The organism is Paracoccaceae bacterium Fryx2 (assembly GCA_032334235.1).
Lineage (GTDB): Bacteria > Pseudomonadota > Alphaproteobacteria > Rhodobacterales > Rhodobacteraceae > JAVSGI01.
On the sequence record JAVSGI010000005.1, the window covers coordinates 291,415 to 312,645 of the forward strand.

Annotated in this window: 23 protein-coding genes; 8 read left to right on the forward strand and 15 right to left on the reverse strand. The window is 68.1% G+C overall.

The annotated features are described in order from the left end of the window. Positions 1–26: 26 nt before the first annotated feature. From tatB to RNZ50_10670, 3 genes are read left to right on the forward strand one after another with little or no spacing between them, the layout of a single operon-like run. On the forward strand, positions 27–548 hold the full coding sequence (tatB, locus tag RNZ50_10660; GenBank protein ID MDT8855465.1) for a Sec-independent protein translocase protein TatB: 522 nt from the start codon (positions 27–29) through the stop codon (positions 546–548). Further along, on the forward strand, positions 536–1,408 hold the full coding sequence (gene tatC, locus RNZ50_10665) for a twin-arginine translocase subunit TatC (GenBank protein MDT8855466.1): 873 nt from the start codon (positions 536–538) through the stop codon (positions 1,406–1,408). The genes tatB and tatC overlap by 13 nt, the downstream gene beginning before the upstream one ends. Further along, positions 1,405–2,319: an ATP-binding protein gene (locus RNZ50_10670; protein MDT8855467.1), complete on the forward strand. Its 915-nt coding sequence runs from the start codon at positions 1,405–1,407 to the stop codon at positions 2,317–2,319. The genes tatC and RNZ50_10670 overlap by 4 nt, the downstream gene beginning before the upstream one ends. 27 nt (positions 2,320–2,346) lie before the next feature. Here RNZ50_10670 and RNZ50_10675 read toward each other — a convergent pair whose 3' ends face one another. The 10 genes from RNZ50_10675 to RNZ50_10720 all read right to left on the reverse strand — a co-directional run bounded on the left by RNZ50_10675 (position 2,347) and on the right by RNZ50_10720 (position 11,013). Then, positions 2,347–3,546, reverse strand: a complete 1,200-nt coding sequence (locus RNZ50_10675; protein ID MDT8855468.1) for a LysM peptidoglycan-binding domain-containing M23 family metallopeptidase — start codon at positions 3,544–3,546, stop codon at positions 2,347–2,349. 41 nt (positions 3,547–3,587) lie between these two features. Beyond that, the gene (locus tag RNZ50_10680; GenBank protein ID MDT8855469.1) at positions 3,588–4,253 is read right to left on the reverse strand and encodes a protein-L-isoaspartate(D-aspartate) O-methyltransferase; all 666 of its coding nucleotides are present in this window, start codon (positions 4,251–4,253) and stop codon (positions 3,588–3,590) included. Continuing rightward, entirely contained in the window at positions 4,250–5,035 is a 786-nt protein-coding gene (surE, locus tag RNZ50_10685) for a 5'/3'-nucleotidase SurE (GenBank protein ID MDT8855470.1), read from the reverse strand. The genes RNZ50_10680 and surE overlap by 4 nt, the downstream gene beginning before the upstream one ends. 98 nt (positions 5,036–5,133) lie before the next feature. Beyond that, positions 5,134–6,018: an amino acid ABC transporter permease gene (locus RNZ50_10690; GenBank protein MDT8855471.1), complete on the reverse strand. Its 885-nt coding sequence runs from the start codon at positions 6,016–6,018 to the stop codon at positions 5,134–5,136. 48 nt (positions 6,019–6,066) lie between these two features. After that, positions 6,067–6,882, reverse strand: coding sequence for a transporter substrate-binding domain-containing protein (locus tag RNZ50_10695; protein ID MDT8855472.1), 816 nt, complete (start codon positions 6,880–6,882; stop codon positions 6,067–6,069). 33 nt (positions 6,883–6,915) lie between these two features. After that, a complete protein-coding gene (locus RNZ50_10700) occupies positions 6,916–7,719 on the reverse strand; it encodes an amino acid ABC transporter permease (GenBank protein ID MDT8855473.1) in 804 nt (267 codons plus the stop codon). Beyond that, positions 7,719–8,462 carry an amino acid ABC transporter ATP-binding protein gene (locus RNZ50_10705; protein ID MDT8855474.1) on the reverse strand — a complete coding sequence of 248 codons (744 nt, stop codon included), beginning with the start codon at positions 8,460–8,462 and terminating at the stop codon, positions 7,719–7,721. The genes RNZ50_10700 and RNZ50_10705 overlap by 1 nt, the downstream gene beginning before the upstream one ends. A gap of 145 nt (positions 8,463–8,607) precedes the next feature. Then, entirely contained in the window at positions 8,608–9,507 is a 900-nt protein-coding gene (locus tag RNZ50_10710) for a U32 family peptidase (GenBank protein ID MDT8855475.1), read from the reverse strand. 4 nt (positions 9,508–9,511) lie between these two features. Next, entirely contained in the window at positions 9,512–10,489 is a 978-nt protein-coding gene (locus RNZ50_10715; protein MDT8855476.1) for a peptidase U32 family protein, read from the reverse strand. Then, the gene (locus RNZ50_10720; protein MDT8855477.1) at positions 10,489–11,013 is read right to left on the reverse strand and encodes an SCP2 sterol-binding domain-containing protein; all 525 of its coding nucleotides are present in this window, start codon (positions 11,011–11,013) and stop codon (positions 10,489–10,491) included. Before RNZ50_10720 ends, RNZ50_10715 begins: the two co-directional genes overlap by 1 nt. A 141-nt stretch (positions 11,014–11,154) precedes the next feature. Here RNZ50_10720 and RNZ50_10725 point away from each other — a divergent pair, with 141 nt between their 5' ends. Together RNZ50_10725 and RNZ50_10730 are read left to right on the forward strand one after the other, a co-directional pair. Beyond that, entirely contained in the window at positions 11,155–12,654 is a 1,500-nt protein-coding gene (locus tag RNZ50_10725) for a UbiD family decarboxylase (protein MDT8855478.1), read from the forward strand. Further along, positions 12,651–13,211, forward strand: coding sequence for a UbiX family flavin prenyltransferase (locus RNZ50_10730; GenBank protein ID MDT8855479.1), 561 nt, complete (start codon positions 12,651–12,653; stop codon positions 13,209–13,211). Before RNZ50_10725 ends, RNZ50_10730 begins: the two co-directional genes overlap by 4 nt. A 134-nt stretch (positions 13,212–13,345) precedes the next feature. On the opposite strand, the gene RNZ50_10735 is transcribed toward RNZ50_10730, so the two are convergent. Genes RNZ50_10735 through ugpC form a run of 5 tightly spaced genes read right to left on the reverse strand, consistent with a single transcriptional unit; the run spans position 13,346 to position 17,973 of the window. Beyond that, positions 13,346–14,251: an HAD hydrolase-like protein gene (locus tag RNZ50_10735; GenBank protein MDT8855480.1), complete on the reverse strand. Its 906-nt coding sequence runs from the start codon at positions 14,249–14,251 to the stop codon at positions 13,346–13,348. Further along, entirely contained in the window at positions 14,244–15,014 is a 771-nt protein-coding gene (locus RNZ50_10740) for an SDR family oxidoreductase (GenBank protein MDT8855481.1), read from the reverse strand. Before RNZ50_10740 ends, RNZ50_10735 begins: the two co-directional genes overlap by 8 nt. 3 nt (positions 15,015–15,017) lie before the next feature. Then, a complete protein-coding gene (locus tag RNZ50_10745) occupies positions 15,018–15,575 on the reverse strand; it encodes a 6-phospho-3-hexuloisomerase (protein MDT8855482.1) in 558 nt (185 codons plus the stop codon). Further along, complete coding sequence (locus RNZ50_10750) at positions 15,572–16,912, reverse strand: sn-glycerol-1-phosphate dehydrogenase (protein ID MDT8855483.1); 1,341 nt, start codon at positions 16,910–16,912, stop codon at positions 15,572–15,574. Before RNZ50_10750 ends, RNZ50_10745 begins: the two co-directional genes overlap by 4 nt. Then, the gene (gene ugpC, locus RNZ50_10755) at positions 16,909–17,973 is read right to left on the reverse strand and encodes a sn-glycerol-3-phosphate ABC transporter ATP-binding protein UgpC (GenBank protein MDT8855484.1); all 1,065 of its coding nucleotides are present in this window, start codon (positions 17,971–17,973) and stop codon (positions 16,909–16,911) included. Before ugpC ends, RNZ50_10750 begins: the two co-directional genes overlap by 4 nt. A 125-nt stretch (positions 17,974–18,098) precedes the next feature. Here ugpC and RNZ50_10760 point away from each other — a divergent pair, with 125 nt between their 5' ends. The 3 genes from RNZ50_10760 (at position 18,099) to RNZ50_10770 (ending at position 21,218) form a co-directional block, all read left to right on the forward strand. Continuing rightward, entirely contained in the window at positions 18,099–19,439 is a 1,341-nt protein-coding gene (locus tag RNZ50_10760; protein MDT8855485.1) for a sugar ABC transporter substrate-binding protein, read from the forward strand. 69 nt (positions 19,440–19,508) lie between these two features. Beyond that, positions 19,509–20,384, forward strand: coding sequence for a sugar ABC transporter permease (locus RNZ50_10765; GenBank protein ID MDT8855486.1), 876 nt, complete (start codon positions 19,509–19,511; stop codon positions 20,382–20,384). Between the two features lie 3 nt (positions 20,385–20,387). After that, positions 20,388–21,218 carry a carbohydrate ABC transporter permease gene (locus RNZ50_10770; protein ID MDT8855487.1) on the forward strand — a complete coding sequence of 277 codons (831 nt, stop codon included), beginning with the start codon at positions 20,388–20,390 and terminating at the stop codon, positions 21,216–21,218. Positions 21,219–21,231 lie beyond the last annotated feature (13 nt).

The following is a 21,231-nucleotide window of genomic DNA, read 5'->3' on the forward strand; positions in this document are numbered from 1 at the left end:
CTTGTGCGGATTTGGGCAGGTGACGCATGTTTGACATCGGCTGGTCCGAACTGCTGGTGATCGGGGTCGTGGCACTGATCGTGATCGGGCCGAAGGATCTGCCCGACATGTTCCGCACCATGGGCCGCTTCACCGCCAAGGCACGCGGCATGGCGCGCGAGTTCTCGCGCGCGATGGAGTCGGCGGCCAAGGAGTCGGGCGTCAAGGACGTGGCCGACGATCTGCGCAGCGCCACCTCCTCGAAGAACCTCGGGCTGGATGCGGTCAAGCAGGCCGCGACCAAGTTCGAAGCCTGGGACCCGCTGAAAAAACCCGTCGTGAAGCCCGCAGGCCCGGTTCCGGCGGCTGCCGTTGCGGCAGCGGCCGCGCCCGCGGCCATGGGGCCTGCGACGCAGGCACTGGCCGATGCACAGGCCGCAAGGCGCGCCGAACTGGCCGCGGCGGCCACCCGCGCCGAAATTGCCGCCGACGAAGAGTTTGACGATTTCGACGACGCGCCCGCGAAACCCGCCCCCGGCACGCCGACAACCGGGAAATACGACGCATGAGCAGCGACCACATCGAGGACAGCAGCGCGCCGCTGATCGAGCATCTGACAGAATTGCGCAACCGGATCATGTATTCGATCGGGGCCTTTCTTGTCGGGATGATCCTGTGCTTCACGGTGTGGAACCCGATATTCAACTTTCTGACCCAACCGATCTGCGACGCGCTGGCCCTGCGCGGGCAGGATTGCGGGCTGGTGCTGATCAAGCTGCAGGAAGGTTTCTTCGTCGCGGTGAAGATCTCGTTCATGGGCGGCTTCATGCTGGCCTTTCCGATGATTGCCTACCAGATGTGGCGGTTCGTGGCCCCCGGCCTCTACAAGTCGGAAAAGGGCGCGTTTCTGCCCTTCCTGCTGGCCTCGCCGATCATGTTCGCCATGGGGTCGCTGTTCGCGTTTTATGTCGTTCTGCCGATTGCCTTCGATTTCTTCCTCGGCTTCCAGCAGATGATGGTCACCGACCCCGGGATGATCGACGGCGAGGTGACGCCCGCGCCGGGCACGGCTGGCGTGGTGTTCCAGGGGTCGATGGAGCAGTATCTGGCGCTGACCACCAATTTCATCCTGGCCTTCGGGCTGTGCTTCCAGTTGCCGGTGCTGCTGACGCTGATGGGCAAGGCGGGGCTGGTGTCGTCGCGAGGGCTCAAGGGGATGCGCAAATATGCCATCGTGATGATCCTGATCGTGGCGGCCCTGGTGACGCCGCCCGACGTCATGTCGCAGATGATCCTGTTCCTCGCGATCTACCCGCTGTACGAAGTTTCGATCTTCCTGATCTCGCGCATCGAGAAGAAGCGCGAGGCGCGGCTGCGGGCCGAGGGCCTGTGGGTTGATGACGAGGACGAGGATACCGGCAAGGCATGACTGCGGGCGCCGACCTTGCCCGCATCGCGGCGGCACTGGAACGGCTGAGCCCGGCGCCGATGGCTGCCCCCGATTTCGTGACCGCAGATGCCTTCATCTGGCACACCGCCCCCGACCGGCTGGAGCCGGTGGCAAAGGTGTCGCGGGTCGACCTTGGCCTGCTGGTCGGGGTGAACCGCGCCCGCGACATCCTTCTGGAAAACACGCAGCATTTCGCCCGCGGCCTGCCGGCCAACAACGCCCTGCTCTGGGGCGCGCGCGGGATGGGCAAGTCGAGCCTCGTCAAGGCGGTTCATGCGGCGGTGTGCGGGCAGGGGCTGGCGCTGAAGATCGTGGAACTGAGCCGCGAGGATCTGCCGTCGGTCGGGCGGCTGCTCAAGCACCTGCGCGCATCGGACCAGCGGTTCATCCTGTTCTGCGACGACCTGTCGTTCAGCCATGACGACCAGCACTACAAGTCGCTGAAGGCGGTGCTGGATGGCGGGATCGAGGGGCGGCCGGCCAACGTGATCCTCTATGCCACCTCGAACCGCCGCCATCTGATGCCGCGCGACATGATCGAGAACGAACGCTCGACTGCCATCAGCCCGTCGGAGGCGGTGGAGGAAAAGGTGTCGCTGTCGGACCGCTTCGGGCTGTGGCTGGGCTTCCACCCCTGCACGCAGGACGAGTATCTGGCAATGATCGACGGCTACTGCGCGGCGCATGGCGTGGCGGTGGAGGTAGACGACCTGCGCGCCGCAGCCATCGAATGGCAGGCAACGCGCGGCGCGCGTTCGGGCCGGGTGGCGTGGCAGTTCTTCACCGACCTTGCCGCGCGCCATGGGGTCCGGCTTCAGGACGACGATTTTTCTACGAAAAATCCGCCCCGTGACCCGGCGCAGGTCGGCGGGAAGGGTGATTTTTCGTAGAAAAATCGCGGCCCTCCCTGCTGCGCCTCATTGCAGATAGGGCATCGGGTCGACGGAATCGAAGCCCTTGCGCACCTCGAAATGGAGGAAGGCCGGGTTGGCGGCGCGGATCACCGCCAGGGTCTGGCCGCGCTGGATGGTGGCGCCCTTGGCCACCTTGATGCCGTCGATCCCGGCATAGACCGTCAGCAGGTTGTCGGCATGGCGCAGCACCAGGATCGGCACCTGATCGGTGTCCTTGGTGATGGCGGCCACCGTGCCGTCGGCCGCCGCCTTTACCGGCGTGCCCGGTGCCGCGGCGATGTCGATGCCGTCGTTCTTCTTCTGCACGTAGCCGCGGATGATCTTGCCTTCGACCGGCATGGCGAAGCGCGCTGCCGAAGCGGCCGTTCGGGAGGCGCCAAGGTCGGGCGAGGCGGGGGTGCCGGGGGTCGGGGCGGCGGCGGCCGCGGTCTTTTCGGCGGGCAGCGGCTTGGCGGCCGAGGGCGGCTCGGGCGTGGGCGAGCCGGCGCCGGGCGGGGTGACCGATGCGGTGGGCCGTGCCTCGCCGGGCAGCGCGGTCGGGATCATCAGGAACTGGCCCTCGCGCACCGCGAGATCGGGCCCAAGCCCGTTCCAGTCGGCGAGGGACCGGGCCGAGACGTTGTAGGTCCGGGCGATGGAATAGGCGGTCTCGCCGCGCGCGACCTTGTGGCGGGCGGGTTCGGCCCTGGCGGCCGCGACGGGTTGCGGGCCGGTCTGCCAGCCTGCGGGGGCACTGCTGCTGCTGCTGCTGCCTGACGCGCGGTCGATGGCGCCAGAGGCAATGCTGGTCACGTCGATCCGGTCGGTTGTGATCGGCGAGCCGTAAATGGCCCCGGCGGTGCCTCTGGGCGGTTCGGCCACCCGGCGTGGCAGGGCCAGCACTTCGCCCCCGCGCAGCGGATCACCGACACCCAGCGCGTTGTGCCGTGCCACCTCGGCCGCATCGAGCCCGACCCGGGCCGACAGGCTTGCCACCGTATCACCTTGCCGCGCCAGCGCCACCTGGTAGCCGGGGTAGGACAGCACGCCCCGGTCGTCGGCCCTCGGGCGTTCGGCGGTGGCCTGGCGCGCCGCGTCGGCGGTGTTCAGCGACCCGGCGCGGGACCGCAGGTCCCAATCCATCTCGGATGTCGTGCAGGCCCCGAGCGCGGCCAGTGCCGTGCCGAGCCAGAGGGCGCGCATCCGCGAAACAGTCATTGTCATTGCTCGGCCTCACGTTTCGCCCGGTTCAGTCCGGGGCTGGTCTATTCGGTTCCGATGCCTTCCACGAGAGGCACGAACCGCACGGGTCTAAGCTCTTCGTAGTCGAAGCCACCCTCATTCCGGGTGACCTTGATCAGGCGTTGCACCGTGTCGGACTGGCCGACCGGCAGCACCATGATACCCCCGATCCGCAACTGCGCCAAGAGCGGGCCGGGCGGGTCTTCGGCGGCGGCGGTCACCAGGATGCGGTCGAACGGCGCCTGTTCGGGCAGACCGAAGCTGCCGTCGGCGGCAAAGGCTGTGATGTTGGTCAGGGCGAGGTCGCGAAACACCTCCTGCGCCTCGCGCACCAGACGGCGGTGGCGGTCCACCGTGTAGATGCGGCGGGCAAGCTGGCTGAGGATCGCCGCCTGGTAGCCAGAGCCGGTGCCGACTTCCAGCACCTTGTCGCGCGGGCTGACCTCCAGCGCCTGGGTCATCAGCCCGACCACCGAGGGCTGGCTGATGGTCTGGCCGCAGGCAATCGGCAGCGGCATGTCCTCATAGGCGCGGTCTGCGAACAGGCCGCGCACGAAGCGGCCGCGGTCGATCCGCTCCATCGCGGTCAGCACCCGGCCATCGGTGACCCCGCGCGAGCGCAGGGCGAACAGGAAGCGCATCTTGCGCATGGCGATGTCGTCTGCGTCCGGCGGGTCGCCATCCGTCATCCGAGGCTCGCCTCCAGTTCGGCGAGGCGGTCATGCGCCGTGAGGTCGGCCCGCAGCGGGGTGATCGAGATGTAGCCGTCGAGATTCACCGCCACGTCGGTGCCGGGCAGGGTGGGGGAATGTTGTGGCCCGCCCTTGATCCACAGGAAGCGGCGGCCCGAGGGCGAAATGTGCGGCTCGACCCCGAAAGAGGTGTCGCGGCGGAAGCCCTGGGCCGCGACGCGGTGGCCGCGCACGGCCGCGGCGGGAAGCGGCGGAAAATTCACGTTGTAGAACAGCCGGTAATCGCCACCATCCCACAACCCCTTGTCCAGAAGCGCCCGCACGACTGCCGCCCCATGACTGCGCGACGCCTCGAACGGATCGGCCAGCCCCTCGGTTTCGGGGCCAAGGAACTGCGACAGCGCAATGGCGGGCAGGCCCTGCAAGGCCGCCTCCATCGCGCCGCCGATCGTGCCGGAGTAAAGCACATTCTCTGCCGCGTTGTTCCCCCGGTTCACGCCCGACAGCACCAGATCGGGCCGCGCGCCCTGCAGCACGTCGTAAAGTGCGGCCAGCACGCAGTCGGCCGGGCTGCCCTCGGCGGCAAAGCGGCGCGGCGCCAGTTTCAGGATCATCATCGGGTGGGTGTAGCTGATGCAGTGCCCGACGCCCGACTGCTCGAAGGCCGGCGCCACCGTCCAGACCTCGCCCCCGGGGCCTGCGATCTCGGTCGCGATCTGGGTCAGAACCTCCAGCCCCGGTGCGTTGATGCCGTCGTCATTGGTGATCAGAATGCGCATGGGGACTGCCTTTCGTGCTGACCCCTGATTAGACGAGGCCGGGGCGGGCGTAAAGCGCCGCCCCCCGGCAGGTCGCGCTATTCGGGTGCACTGTCGCCTCAGCGCCGGTCGGGTCGGCGTTCCAGCCTGCGAAACAGCAGCGACAGGCTGAAACACAGCAGGAAATAGAGGCCGGCCGCGGTGATCCAGGCCTCGAAGATCATCCGGGTCGAGGCGACCAGCTCGCCGGTCTTGTAGGTCAGATCCTGCACCGAGATCAGCGAGATGATCGAGCTGTCCTTGACCAGCGAGATGAACTGGTTTGCCAGCGGCGGCGTCACCGACTTCATCGCCTGCGGCAGCACCACGAAGCGCATGGTATCCATCCGCGTCAGGCCCAGCGAAGCGCCGGCCTCGCGCTGGCCGCGCCCGACCGATTCAATCCCCGCCCGGACGATCTCTCCGACAAAGGCGCTTTCGAACAGCGCCAGCACGATCACCCCCGACATCAGTTCGGGAAAGCGCCGCATGTCACCGAAAAACAGCCCCCAGAGGCCCGCCCCTTCCGGGCGGCGGGCGATGCCGCGGGCCCAGCCTTCAAGGCCGGTGGCGGCAATGATCTGTTCCGACAGGAAGAAGTAGAAGATGAACACCACCACCACCGGGGGGATGTTGCGCAGAAGCTCCAGATACGTGCGCGCCAGCATCCGCAGCACGGCATTGCGCGACACCCGCGCGAGGCCGAGGCCGACCCCCAGCACCAGCGCCAGCAGGCCCGCATAAAGGCTGATGCGGATCGTGGTGATCAGCCCTTGCAACAGCAGATTGGGCAGCCAGCGGCCCGTCGTTTCATCCCAGCGCAGGATGTAGTTCGGTATCCGCTCCCACGCCCAGGTGTAGTTCAGCGTGCCCGCGATCCGCAGCCAGACGAAAACCCCCAGCGCCGCAAGGCAGGCCAGGATCAGATAGTCGGCCCAGATCAGCCGTTTGAGGGTGGCGCGCATCGCGGACTCCGGTCGTGCGGGGGCCGGACGGCGCCGGCCCCCCTTGCGTCACTCTGCGACCTGATCCTGCCATTCGACGGTCTTGAACCAGTAGTTGTGCCGGTCTTCCAAGAAGCCGTCACGCCATTTCGCGGCGATCCAGTTGTCGAAGAAGTTCAGCGCGTCGGGGTCGCCCTTGCGCAGCACGAAGGCCTCGGCGGCGCTGTCGTAGTTGGTGTCGAACGGCACATGCAGCACGTCGGGGTGCTTGGCCGCCTCCAGCGCCGGGGTCGGCAGCGAGGCCATGGTGGCATGCGCCTTGCCGTTCAGCACCTCCTGCGTCGCGGCGCCATCCTCGTCGAACAGCAAAAGCTGCGCCTGCGGAAACCGCTGCGCGATCAGCGTGGCCGGCGTGCCGCCGCGCCGTGCGGCAAAGATCACCTCGGGCTTGTTGTAGTCGTCCTCGCTGAACCCTTCGGTCATGGTCTTGTTGGCCATCAGCGTGGTGGCCGAATAGGCATAGGGGTCGGAAAAGTTGACCGTTAGGTTGCGGGCGGGCGTCACCGACATGCCCGAGATGATCACGTCGAACTTGCCCGCGACCAGTGCCGGGATGATGCCGTCCCAGGCGGTGGGCACGAATTCGACATCGACGCCCATATCCTCGGCCAGCTTGCGGCCGACATCAAGCTCGAACCCGATCAATTCGCCCGTCTTGTCGCGCATCGACCACGGCACGAACAGCGACAGCCCGATCTTGATTGCGCCGCGCTGCTGGATGTCGGCAATCGCGCTTTGCTGCGCAAGTGCGGCCTGCGGCAGCGCCAGCAGGGCCGCCATGGCAACGGCAAGCCCCGCTGCAAAAACCCGTCTTTTCAATGTCATGCGTGAACTCCTTGTTGCAGGTTCGAATTGCGGTCAGTCGGCAACCGCGTAGGCGCGTTCCAGCCGGTGGGCCAGAACCGAAAGGGCCAGCGTCACCACCAGATACATCGCGGCGATGGTGAACCAGATCTCGAAGCTCATGTAGGTGTCCGAGATGATGTTTCGACCCATCGTCGTCAGTTCCGCCACCGCGATGACGCTGACGATGGCAGAGCTTTTTACCAGATGGATCGCCTCGCCCGTCATCGGCGGCAAGAGGAACCGCACCGTCTGCGGCAGCACCACATAGGCATGGACCTGAAACGGCGTCAGCCCGATGCTGCGCGCGGCCTCCCATTGCCCGGCGGGCACGGCGTTGATGCCCGCGCGAAAGATCTCGGACATCAGCGCGCCGTGAAAGACGCCAAGGCAGACCACGGCGGCGGTGGTGCGGTCCATGTCGAAGATCGGGCCGAGCACGTAGTAAAAGAGGTAGATCAGCACCAGCAGCGGCGTGTTGCGCACCAGTTCCAGAAACACCACGGCCAGCGCCCGCCCCGTCACCAGCCCCGACAGGCGCAAGAGCGCCACCACCAGCCCCAGCGCCAGCGCCAGCACGAAGGCGAGGCCGGACAGGATCAGCGTCGCCACCAGCCCGACCGGCAGTTCGCCCCATTCGAAACCGGCATCCGTCCGGCGCCAGAAATATTGCGGCACGCGGTGCCATTGCCAATCGTAGTCCATCGCCTGCGCGCCCTGCCAGATCAGGTAGCCGAGGCCCCCCATCACCAGCAGATATTGCAGCAGGCTGCTGGTGCCCGAGGCAAGGCCCCGCCGGTATGCCGCGCCGACAGCCATCAGTGCTCCAGAATCTGGCTGAGGAACAGCGCGAGGCGCGGGCTGGCCGGGGCGGTGAAGAACCGTTCGGGCGCGGCGGTCTCGACAATGCGCCCGCCCTCCATGAACACCATGGTATCGGCCACCTTGCGGGCAAAGCCCATCTCGTGCGTGACGCAGACCATGGTCATGCCGCCCTGCGCAAGATCCACCATCACGTCGAGCACTTCCTTGATCATCTCGGGGTCAAGCGCCGAGGTCGGCTCGTCGAACAGCAGCACCCGGCATTCCATGCACAGTGACCGCGCGATGGCGACGCGCTGCTGCTGGCCGCCCGACAGTTGCGCGGGGTATTTGCCCGCCTGTTCGGGGATGCGCACCAGGTCCAGATAGCGGTGCGCCTGCGCCTCGGCTTGCGTGCGCGACAGCTTGCGCACCCGCATCGGGCCAAGGGTCAGGTTCTGCAATACCGTCAGGTGAGGAAACAGGTTGAACTGCTGGAACACCATTCCGACATGCTGACGCAGGGTGCGCAGGTCGGTGCCCGGCGCGCCGAGTTCCTGCCCCTCGACCATCACCTGACCGGCGTCGTGGCTTTCAAGCCCGTTGATGCAGCGGATCAGGGTCGATTTTCCCGAACCCGAAGGCCCGCACACCACCACGCGCTCGCCCTGCGCCACGTCCAGCGACACGTCGCTCAGCGCCGCAAAGTCGCCGAAGCGTTTGGAGACGTGGCGCAAGGATATGATCGGGCTGTCGGGCATCGGCATCCTGTGGTGGCACGCCCCGGTGCCGATCTCGGGCCCGGGTGCGATGTGATATCTAGCGCGACTGATGCCAAGGCATAAGCTTTTTCAGCAGGATGCAGAGAAAAGCGCGCCGACCGGGAAACGGCGCGGCGCGCGTTGGTCAGGCCGCGACCCAGTTCGCCCCGGCCTGGCCGCGCAGATAGCCGTTCGCCAGCTGCCCGTCGGGGGCTGCCGCGCGGGCCGCAGCCTCCAGCACCGCCGGGTCGCCGTTGCCTTGCAGCGCATCGGCAAAGGCCCGGGTCAGCGCCACCATGTCGCCGGTCTGCGGCGAGAGGCGCAGCGCGGTGATGCCCGCGCCCGCCAGCCGGGCGATGTCGTCCTGCCCGGCAAAGGCGGTGGCGGCCGACAGGGTCTGCACCCCGTTCACCGCAAGGAACTGCTGGCCATCCATGGTATCCACCCGGCGGCCGTCGAGATCGACGTTGCAGACGAACTGGCAGGAATCCTTGGCGCGGTCATGCAGGCGGGCGTGGTAGCAGCGCCCCGAGATCGCCAGCGGCAGGCGGCCAAAGCCCCAGACCTCGACCGAGACACCCAGCCGCGCGCCTTCGGCCGCGAGCCGCGCCACGGCCTCGGGCTGCAATTCGGGCGGCAGGCAGACGCGTTTCGCGCCGCGCGACGCCAGCCAGCCCAGTGTGCCCTCGTTATAGACGTTGATCAGCGGGCTGACGCTGAAGGGCGTGCCGGGGGGCAGATGCGCCAGCGCGGTCAGGTCGGCAATTTCGACCATTGCGCCGGCCTCGGCCAACTCGTCGGTCATCTGGCGCTCGCGCTTCAGCGTGATCAGCGCCAGCGAGGTCAGGATCACCTCTTTCCCCGCCGCGCGCAGCCGTTCCACCGCCAGCGGAATCTCGTGCTGCCAGAAGGGCAGGCGCTTGGAACAGACCAGCTCGCCCAGCACGACGCGGGCGACCGGGGTTTCATCGGCGATGCGGGCGTAGAAGTCGCGGATGCGCGCGGCATCCCAGTAGAACTGGATCGGGCCAAGGGTCAGGTCCATCATGTCACCGCCATTTCTTTGCATAGGCGCCGGTGGTCATCGCCTGACCTTCCGACAGAGCGGCCAGCGCGCCGACCGGCATCGGTTTCCCCGCCTCCAGCGCGTCGATCGCGGCGCGGAAGCTGCGCACCACCTGTGCCACATAGGCCCGGCTGCGCTGCCGCCCCTCGATCTTCAGCGCGCAGACCCCGGCTTTGGCCAGTTGCGGCAGAAGCTCGGTCGCGTTCAGGCTGGCGGGGTCGTCGAACACGTGGCCCGTCTCGCCGTCCGAGGTGAAGCAGCCCTTGCAGAGCGTGGGGTAGGGGGCCGGATCGCCCGCACCGACGCGGTGGATGGTGAAACCCCCCAGCCGCGCCACCAGATCCTGCCCTTCGGTGTCATAGACCACATGGCTCGCGGGCGAGCAGACGCCGTTCATGTTCGGCGACTTGCCGGTGGCATAGGACGACAGCGAACAGCGCCCCTCGGCCATCACGCACAGGCCGCCGAACACGAAGACCTCGGTTTCCACCTCGGTTTCGCGGTTGATCGCGGCAATCTCGGCCACGGTCAGCACGCGCGGCAGGACCACCCGCTTGATGCCAAATTCGGCGGCGTAGAAGTTGATCACGTCGGCATTGGCCGCCGCCGCCTGCACCGACAGGTGGCGGCGCAGGTTGGGGTGATGCGTCGCGGCATGGGCCAGCAGGCCGACATCGGCCAGAATCACCGCATCCGCGCCCGCGCGTTCGGCATCGGCCACCGCGCGGTGCCAGAGTTGTTCGCCCCCGGCGCGCGGGAAGGTGTTGATCGCCACCAGCACCTTGGCGCCGTGGCGGTGGGCATGGGCCACGCCCTCGGCCAGTTCGGCGCGCGAGAAGTTCAGGCCGGGAAAGTTGCGGGCGTTGGTTTCATCGGCAAAGCCGCAATAGATCGCATGTGCCCCCGCCTCGACGGCGGCGCGCATGGCGGCGGGGGTGCCGGCCGGGCAGACGAGTTCCATCAGATCACCTCCGTTGCGCGGGTCAGGGCGACGCCGCTGCGCCGTTCGGCCTGCGCGATCAGCCGTTTCAGCAGCGGGGCCAGCGGGGGCGCCAGCCGCTCGATTTCGCAGGCCAGGTCGATCTCGGCATCATCGACCGCGTTGCGCAGGGCAAGCGCCGCCTCGGTGTCGCCCTCGATCACCACATCGCGCGAGAAGAACAGCGCGTCGCCATCCACCGCGCCATGCACCAGACCCAGCAGCGCCGACAGCTTGCCCGCGATGCGGCAATCCGCGCCGCTGGCATCGCGCTGCACCGAAATGCGCGCCCGCCCGTCGGGCAGGCTCAGCACAAGCACCAGCGGCAGGTCGGTCGGGTCGAGCGCGAAGCGTTTGCCCGCCTGGTCGCCCAGCCGGGTGACAAGGCCGGGATGGCCCTGCAGGATCTTGCGCGTCAGCACGGTCAGCGCCACCGACAGCGGCGGCGTCGGCAAAAGCCGCATCGCCCCGGCGAGGGGTCTGGGGAAGGATGGGAAGTCGGGCATGGGGTCCTTGCCTGTTTTTCGGGGCTGGCCGGTCGCCAAGCATGGCCCCTGCTAGCACCCGTGGCGCGGGGGGGATTTGACATGGGTCAACTCGGGGCAGGCGCGGGGCTGTTAGGGCAGGCGGCAACCAACGAGGTGACGATGCGCAGCCTGCCCCCCTTTCCCGAACTCCGGACCTTTCTCGACTGGTGCGCAGGGCGCGACGATCTGACGACGATTCGCGATCCGGTGTCGCTGCGGCACGAGACCACGGCCGTCGCCAGCCGCGTGCTGCGTGCGGGCGGGCCGGTGCTGCGCTTTGACCATGTGACCGGGCCGCAGGGCCGGGTGGCGATGCCGCTGGTGGCCAACCTGTTCGGCACGCGGGCGCGGGTTGCGGCGGGGCTGGGGCTGGAACCGGCGCAGATCGGGGAATTCGGGGCGTTTCTGGCCGCTTTGCGGGTTCCCGCGCCGGTTGCGGGGATGCGCGACGCCCTGTCGCGCTGGCCGCATCTGCAGGCCGCGCTGAACACCCGCCCCCGCGTGCTGCGCCGCGCCCCGGTGCAGGCCGAGGTGCAGACGGGTGCGGATGTCGATCTGGGGCAGATTCCGGTGCCGGTGTGCTGGCCGGGCGATGCCGGGCCGCTGATCACCTGGCCGGTGGTTCTGACCCGGCCGCGCGGGTCGCTGACCGCCGATGTTTCCACCTACAACGCCGGGGTCTACCGCGCGCAGGTGCTGGACCGCGACCGCCTGATCCTGCGCTGGCTGGCGCATCGCGGGGGTGCGGCGCATCATCGCAGCTGGGCGCAGGCGGGCGAGCCGATGCCGGTGGCGATCGCGCTGGGGGCAGACCCGGCGCTGCTGCTGTCGGCGGCGCTGCCACTGCCCGAGGGCGTGTCGGAGCTGACCTTCTCGGGCGTGCTGCGGGCGTCGCGCACCACGCTGACGCCTGCGCATTCGGTGCCGCTGATGGTGCCCGCCGAGGCCGAGATCATCCTGGAAGGCTGGGTCCACCCCGGCGAGACCGCGCCCGAGGGGCCGTTCGGCGACCATACCGGGTATTACAACTCGGTCGATGTCTTTCCGGTGATGCGGGTCACCGCGATCACCCACCGCCGCGACCCGCTGTATCTTACCACCCACACCGGCCGGCCGCCCGACGAGCCCTCGGTGATCGGCGAGGTGTTCAACGAACTGGCGCTGCCGGTGATCCGCCAGTCGATTCCGGAAGTGCGCGACCTGTGGCTGCCGCCCGCCGCCTGTTCCTACCGCATCGCGGTGGTGCAGATCGACAAGCGCTATCCGGGGCAGGGGCGGCGGGTGATGCTGGCGCTGTGGGGGATGCTGGCGCAGTTTTCCTACACCAAGATGGTGATCGTGGTCGATGAGGACATCGACCCGCGCAACTGGGACGATATCGCCTGGGCGCTTTCGACCCGGATGGACCCGTCGCGCGACGTGGTGCTGCTCGACCGCACGCCGATGGACTACCTCGATTTCGCCTCGCCCGAACCGGGTCTGGCGGGCAAGATCGGGTTCGATGCCACCAACAAGATCGGCGCCGAGACCCACCGCGAATGGGGGCAGGTGATGGCGCAAAGCCCCGAGGCCGAAGCCTTTGCCACGGCGCTGCTGGCCCGCGCGGGGCTGAAGGGATGAGGGTGGTTCTGGGCGTTTCCGGCGCATCGGGGGCGGCGCTGGCCCCGGCGGTGGCGCGGCATCTGGCGCAGGCGGGGGTGCTGGTCGATCTGGTGGTCAGCCGCGCCGCCGCCCGCACCCTGGCCGAGGAGGTCGGGCCGGAGGCGCTGGACGATCTGCGCGGTCTGGTGGACCGGGTGCATGATCTGGCCGATGTCGGCGCGGCCATCGCCTCGGGGTCATACCCGGTGGCCGGGATGATCGTGGCGCCCTGTTCGATGCGCAGCCTTGCCGCGGTGGCGCTGGGGCTGGACGACAACCTGCTGACCCGCGCGGCCTCGGTGCAGCTGAAGGAACGCCGCCCGCTGGTGCTCTTGGCGCGCGAGGCGCCGCTGACGCTGGCACATCTGCGCAACATGGCGCAGGCCACGGAAATGGGCGCGATCATCCTGCCGCCGGTGCCCGCCTTCTACCTGCGCCCGGCCTCGCTGGCCGAGGTGGTGGACCAGATCGCCGCCCGCGCGGTGGACCTGCTGCGGCTGGGACCGCCGCAGGCCCGGGCGTGGATGCCGGACTGACGCGCGGAGCCGATCAATACTTAATATAAAACATCATGTTGAGGCGCGACGTTGAAGTGAAGTCTCAAGAACCCGACGGGCAGTCAGGCCCGGCGCGGAAACGCGTCGCAGCCAGTTCTCGGTGAAGCGCCGCGTCAGGTCGTCTGCGCAATCACATCCGGCACGATGCCCGACCGCGCAATGTAGTCCGCGACATCGCGCCCTGCGAACAGCCCGTGTGCGGTGATCAGGATGGTGCCCATCCCCGCTGCCGCCCCGCCCAGAATGTCGGTGTGCAGCGTGTCGCCGACCATGGCGATGCGGTGGGCCGGAAGGTCGCCCAGCCGGGCGCGGGCATCGGCGAAGCCGTCAGCGAAGGGCTTGCCGAACCAGTGCGGCTGCACCCCCGTCCTGTCGGCCAGATCATGGGCGTAAAGCCCCGGCTCCAGCGACAGCCCGTCCTCGCGCGGGGCGACCAGATCGGGGTTGGCCACCACCAGCGGCCGGGGGCTGCGCGCCAGCGCCTGCGCCAGCCGATCCTGAAGCGCAGGCGTCCAGCGCACAGAGGACAGGAACAGGAACCCCTCGGCCAGATCGAACCCGCGGGCCGTGTCGATCACGTCGAACACCCGGCCCGGAATGTCCGCAAAACCGTCGCCCGCCGCCGCAATTGCCCCCCAGCGCGTGCCCGGCGCAATGGCCGCCAGCCGCGCCGCTGCGACATCGCGCGACGACACCACCTCGTCGGCGGTGAAGTCGAACCCCAGTCGGCGGTATTTCACCAGCGCCTCGGCACGGGTGTAGGAGGCTGCGTTGGTCAGCACCACCAGCCGCTTTCCCATGGCGCGCAGGTCCGCCATCCGTGCCACCGCCCCGGGGATCGGCGTGTCGCCCACGTTCAGCACCCCGAAGGCGTCGAGCACGAAGGCGTCGTAGCGTCCGGCCACCTCTCCCAGATCGCGCGCCTGCACCGAAACAGCGGGGAACGTCGTGGCGGGCAGGCGGGCGCGCACCGCCTCATACCGGGCGAAGGCCCGGTCGGCATCCCAGGTTTCAGACACTGGAGTAGCCCCCTTCGATCATCATCAGCGCGCCATTCACCAGATCGGACGCGGGCGAAGCGAGGTAAAGCGCCATGTCGGCCACCTCGACCGGCTGGCCGAAACGCCGTGCCGGGGTTGCGTTGATCAAGGGTGCGCCTTTTGCCGGGTCGCCCCAGACCTCGGCGCCCATCGGTGTCAGGATCACGGTCGGGCAGATCGCGTTGACCTGCAGGTTGAACCGCGCCCATTCGGCGCAGAGCGACTTTGTCAGGGCGTTCAGACCGCCCTTCGAGGCCGCATAGGCCGCGTGGTCGTCGAGCGCGATCACCCCGGTCTGGCTGGAGATGTTGATGATCTTGCCCCGGCGCTGCGCGATCATCGCCGGGGCCAGCGCCTGCGCCAGCAGGAAGGGCGCGCGCAGGTTGACGGCCATGGTGTCTTGCCAGTCGTCAAGGCTCAGGTCCAGCGCCGGGGCGACGCGGGCGATGCCCGCGGCATTGACCAGAATGTCGATGGTGCCCCATTCGGCCAGTGCCGTGCGCGCGGCGGTCACAGGCCCGTCGCGGCTGGCCAGATCGGCGCTGATCGTCAGGCAGCGCCGCCCGGTGTCCCGCACCGCTTCGGCCGTGGCGGCCAGCCCCGCCGCGTCGCGCGCCACTGCCACGATATCGGCCCCGGCATCGGCAAACACCGCGCAGATCTCGGCCCCGATGCCTTTCGAGGCCCCGGTGACAAGGGCGCGCCGCCCGGTCAGCGCGAAACGGTCCACCCACTGCGGCATGGCTTACTCCAGATTGGTGTGCCGGGCGCGCATCGCGGCGGGGTCGACGTTCAGGTGATCCCGCAAATGCAGGATGAGGATCTCGAACACCAGATACTGCGCGCCTTCATAGAGCGACCCCATCGGCAGGACCGAGGCCTGCGCCGCATCATCCGCCATGGTCTGCGCCGGGATCACCAGCACCAGATCGCAGGCCAGCGGCACCGCCCCCTGCGGCTGCGCGGTGACGCAGACGGTGCGCGCCGCCGCCACGCGCGCCACCCCCACCAAGGCGGCCACGGTCGAGAACGCCCCCGGCCCGGCGCTGACCAGCAGCAGGTCGCCGGGGCCGACTGGCGGGGCGGACATGTCGCCCACCACATGCGCGTCCAGCCCGAGGTGGTAAAGCCGCATCGCCAGCGCGCGCATCATCAGCCCCTCGCGCCCGACGCCATGAGCGACAATTCGGCGGGCCTGCGCCAGTTCGGCAACCAGACCGGCCAGCGCGCCCGGGTCCACCCCGGTGGCGGCGTCAGCCATCTCGCGCGCGGCGCGGGCGACCAGATCGGAGTAGGGGGTCATGCGTCGCCCCCGGTATCGGGCACGGTTTCGGCAATCGCCTGCGCCAGCAGCCCGGTCTGGTCGAACAGATCGAGCACGGTGTAGCGGCTGCGCAGGAAGCGGGCATGGGCGATAGTGGCGCGCAGATGGGGCGGGGTCACGCCGATGTCGGCGGCACGCGCCGGGGCGCCGGCCGCGCGCAATTGTGCGGCCATCGTGGCGGCGGGCAGCAGCTTGCCGCGCAGCCGGACGGCCATGCTGGGCCAGGCGGCGGCGATGCACTCCAGCCGGGCGCGGTGGGCGGCCGGGTCGAGATGCTTGGCGCGGGTTTCCTCGATGGCGCGGTCGGCAATCTCGCCCGGCCCGAAGGCGGCACGGATCTCTGCCGCCTTGGCCGCCATGTCGGGGGCACGCGCCACGATTGCCCCGGCATCAAGCCCGCCCGGCCCTCGCGCCAGCAGCCATTCGTAAAGCCCCAGCGCCGCAACGCAGCCCACCGCAACGCAGGCGCCATGGCTGACTCGCTCGCCGTCCTGCATCAGATCCTCCATTTCCCACAGGTGCGCGATCTGGTGATCGGCGCCCGAGGCGGGGCGGGAGGAGCCGTGCAGTTCCATCGCCAGCCCGACCAGCGTCAGCCCGGTGAACAGGCCCGCGATGGCGGCCGGATCGCCCGCCGCGATGCGGGAAGGCTCTGCCAGCCAGCCCGCCAGCCCGTCCTGCACCATGGGCCAGGCGACGGTATCGACCGGCTCGATTCCCAAGGCGTCGGCCACTATCCAGTCGGCGCCGGCCGGCACCTTGCCCGCCAGATCGCCGTAGCCCCAGCCGGTCATCGCCAGCGGGGCGGCGGCGATCACGTCCAGATCGCCCAGCACCACCTTGGCCGGTCGGCACTGGATGGTCTTCTTGAACCCCCGGTCGGACAGCGGCGCGCCGGCCGAGGTGTAGCCATCCATCGACGCCGCCGTGGCGACGCAGAGGTAGGGGCGGTCCAACCCGAAGGCCGCGTATTTCACCACATCGTTGATCACGCCAGACCCGACGGCAACCGGCGTCGCGTCAGACGCCGCCAGCAGGTCGCGCAGCACATCCCCCAGCGCCACGGTCGGCTTGGGGCGCGGGACGGCGGGCAGGATGTGGCGGGTGGTGGCGATGCCTGCGGCCCGGAGCGCGGCCTCGACCGCCGCCCCGGCTGCGGCCCAGGTATTTTCATCCGCGATCAGCACGGCAGGCCCCGGGCCGAAATGGCGTCGCAGCAGCGCGCCCGCCTGCGCGATCACGCCGCGGCCCACCACGACCTCGGCCACCGTCGATGAGAGCGCCACCGCATCGGTGATGATCCGTGGCGCTGTCATGCCGCGACCCCGCCAGAGGTCAGCCTGCGCCCGTCCGCCCCGAACAGATGCACCCTGGCGGGCGGCAGGCCAAGGCCGATTGCCGCGCCATTTGTCAGGGGCGTGTCGCCCTCGGCGCGCACCACCAGTTTCTGCCCGCCGCGGGTCGTCACATAAAGGTAGGCATCGCCGCCAAGGGTTTCGCGCAGGTTGACCACCGCCGCAAGGTCGCCCCCACCTTCCGGCAGGATCACCAGATGCTCGGGCCGGATGCCCAGACGCACCGCCGACGCGGGCGCGTCAAGGGGCAGGGCGGTCCCGTCGCATGTCAACCGCCCGCCGGCCACCGTCACGTCGAGGAAATTCATGCTCGGCGCCCCGATGAAGCCCGCGACAAATTCGCTGTCGGGGTGGTGGTAAAGGTCAAGCGGGCTGCCGACCTGCTCGATCCGGCCGCGGTTCAGCACCACGATCTTGTCGGCCATGGTCATCGCCTCGACTTGGTCGTGGGTGACGTAGATCATCGTCGCCGCCAGTTCGGTGTGCAGCGCCTCAAGCTCGACGCGCATCTGCACCCGCAGCTTGGCGTCAAGGTTCGACAGCGGCTCGTCGAACAGGAACACGGCGGGTTTCTTGACGATGGCCCGCCCGATCGCCACGCGCTGGCGCTGCCCGCCGGAAAGATGCGCTGGCTTGCGGTCGAGGTAATCGCCCAGTTGCAGCACGCGCGCGGCCTCGGCTATCCGGGCCTTGCGCTCCTCTGCGGGGAAATTGTTGATCTTCATGCCGAAATCCATGTTTTCGCGCACCGTCATGTGCGGGTAAAGCGCGTAGGACTGGAACACCATCGCCACGTCGCGCTCGGATGGTGCCAGATCGCTGACATCGCGCCCGCCGATGCCGATCCCCCCGCCGCTGATCGGCTCAAGCCCGGCGATGCAGCGCAGAAGCGTGGACTTGCCGCAGCCCGAGGGGCCGACGAACACCACGAATTCGCCGTTCGCCACCTCAAGGTCGATGTCGAACAGCGCCTGCTGCGCCCCGTAGAACTTGTTCACGCCGCTGAGCCGGACTTCGGCCATCGTGCTTGCCCCCCGCCGCCCCACGGCAACTTTAGCGTTGACTCGAACCCCGCTTGATACATTTATATGTCAGGCGTTACAAATGGAAGTCAACCGCGAAACGCCGTCATACCTGGGAGGGAAACATGACACTCAAGATGCATGCGAGCACGCTTGCGCTCGCCGCTGCGGCTGCGCTGGCGGCAGGCAGTCCGGCCAGCGCCTGGACGCTGGAGGAAGCCGCCAAACCCTATGCCGGAACCACGGTCGACGTGCTGTTCCTCGACCGGCCGGGCTATGCCGCGGCCAAGGCCATGCTGCCCGAATTCGAGGCCGCGACCGGGATCAAGGTCAACCACACCACGGTTCCCTACGAGAATGCGCTGGGCGAACAGGTCCGCGACTTCGTGGCGGGTGGCGACATCGACGTGGCGCTGATCGACCTGGTGTGGCTGGGCAACTTTGCCGAAAACGGCTGGGTCGTGCCGGTGGACACCTTTACCTCCAACCCCGACCTGGCCGACCCCGAACTGGACATGGCCGATTTCTTCCCGCTGCCGCTGAAGGCGTTCGGGGAATGGAACGGCACGCTTTACGGCCTGCCGTTCGACAACTATTCCGGCCTGCTGTTCTACAATTCGTGCATGTTGAAGGACGCGGGCTTTGACGGCCCGCCCGAAACCTGGGCCGATCTGAAGGACGTTTACGGCCCGGCGCTGACCAAGGACGGCAAATACGCCTTCGCGCTGCAATCCAAGCGCAACGAGACGCAGTCGGCCGACAGCTTTGCCCGGGTGCTGTGGCCGTTCGGCGGGTCTTTCCTGAATGCCGAGTTCAGGTCGAACCTCAATTCGCCGGAAAGCCAGACCGGCCTGCAGTTCCGGCAGGACCTGATGCAATACATGCCCGACGGCATCGTGGCCTATGACCATTCCGAGGCGGTGAACGGGCTTGCGCAGGGTGACGTGGCGATGATCACGGAATGGTCGGCGTTTTATTCCACCCTTGCCAGCCCCGACACCTCGACGCTCGGCGATTGTCTGGCCGTGGCGCCGGAACCCAAGGGCCCGGCCGGGCGCAAGCCCGCACTCGGTGGCTTCAGCCTTGCCGTGGCGGCACAGGCCGATGACGCGGAAAAGGCGGCGGGCTGGCTGTTCATCCAGTGGGTGACATCGAAGGCCAACGCCGGGAAGTATCTGGAGCTTGGTGGCGTGCCCGCGCGGCAGTCGGCCTATGCCGACCCCGCACTGGCCGAGACCTACAAGTTCATCCCCGCGCTGGTCGAAAGCTGGCAGGACGGCGTGCCGGAGTTCCGCCCGCGCTTTGCCGAATGGCCCGCGATCACCGAGATCGTGCAGGAATGGGGCACCAAGATGATGCTGGGCGAGGTCAGCGTCGAAGAGGGCGCAAAGACCATCGGCGAGAAGATGGAGGCTGTGCTGGCCGAGGCCGGTTACTACGACGGCAAGAAGCCGCTGGCACAGTGATCGCGGCCTGATCCAACGCCCCGGCCCGAGCTTTCGGGCCGGGGCGTCCCTTCCTGACCCGGAGCCGCCATGACCCCCAAAGTCAGCCGCCGCACGCTGTTCGCCTTTCTGGGGCCGGCGGTTTTCGCGCTCGCCATCGTCGGCATCGTGCCGCTGGGCTTTGCGCTGTGGAAAAGCCTGCATTTCTTCAACCTGACCAAGATGGCGCAAAGCCGCTTCGTCGGGCTGGACAACTACGCCTTCGTGCTGACCGACCCGGTGTTCTGGCAGGCGATGGGGCGCACCGCCGTGCTGTTTCTGGTGTCGGTGCCGGTGCAGATCGCGGTCGGGCTGACCATCGCGCTGGCGCTGCACCGCCCCGGCCTGACGCTGTTCAAGACCCTGACGCGGCTCGCGCTGGTGCTGCCGATGGCGACCACCTATGCCGTGGTCGGCCTGCTGGCGCAGGTGATGCTGAACCAGAAATACGGGGTGATCAACCAGATGTTCGGCTGGATCGGCATCGACCCGGTGAACTTCATTGGCGACCCGACCAATGCCTTCATCGCGGTGATCTGCTGGGACATCTGGCAGTGGACGCCCTTCGTGGCGCTGGTGCTGCTGGCGGGCCTTGCCACCGTGCCGCCCGAGATCGAGGAGGCGGCGCTGCTGGAAACGAAAAGCCACTGGGTGCTCTTGCGCCATGTGCAGCTGCCCTACCTGATTCCCAGCCTTGTCGCCGTGCTGATCCTGCGCACCGCCGACACGCTGAAGCTGTTCGACATGCCCTTCACCATGACGCGCGGCGGGCCGGGGGCCGCGACCGAGTTCATCGCCATCCTGATCGAGCGGGTCGGCAACCGGCAGTTCGACATCGGCATGGCCTCGGCGCAGTCGATGATCATGCTGGCGGTCACCATCGTTCTGGCGCGGCTTTACATCCGCATCTTCTACCGCGAGGTCTGACCGATGGCCCTTGGCTCTGCCCGCACCCGCAACCTTGCCGCCGAGGCGCTGCTGCTGACGGTGATCTGCCTGTTCTGCATCTTTCCGTTCTACTGGATGGTGACGACGAGCCTCAAGACGCAGGTGGTGGCGCTGCAATCGCCGCCCGCCTGGCTGTTCACGCCGACATTGGCCAATTACTGGGAAGTGCTGTTCGAGGACAAGGTCGGCGTGTCGCTGATCAACTCGATCATCGTGGCGGTCTGCACCACGGCGCTGGCGGTCTGCCTTGGCACGCCCGCCGCCTATGCGCTGGCCCGGTTCGAGTTTCGCGGCAAGACCGATCTGTGGTTCTGGTTCATCACCAACCGCTTCGTCAGCCCGGTGGTGCTGGCCTTTCCGGTGTTCCTGATCAGCCGCGAGTTGGGCCTGCGCGACACCCACCTTGCGCTGATCCTGATGTATCTGACCTTCACGCTGCCGATCGTGATCTGGATCTGCACCGACCAGTTCCGGTCGATCCCCAGGGAGCTGGACGAGGCGGCGATGCTGGAAGGGGCGTCGCAATGGCGGATCTTCCGCTCGATCTGCCTGCCGCTGGCAATGCCGGGGGTGGCGGTATCTTCCATCCTGTCCTTCATTTTCTCGTGGAACGAGCTTCTGTTCGCCTATATCCTCGCCCCCAAGAACGCCAAGACGGCCCCCGCCATGGTGGTGACCTTCATGGAAGGCTATTCGGTGCCCTACGGCAAGATCATGGCCACCTCGACCCTGATCGTTATCCCGGTTCTGGTCTTTGCCCTGATCGCCTCGAAGCATCTGGTGCGGGGGCTGACCATGGGTGCGGTGAAGTAACCCCAGACCGAAC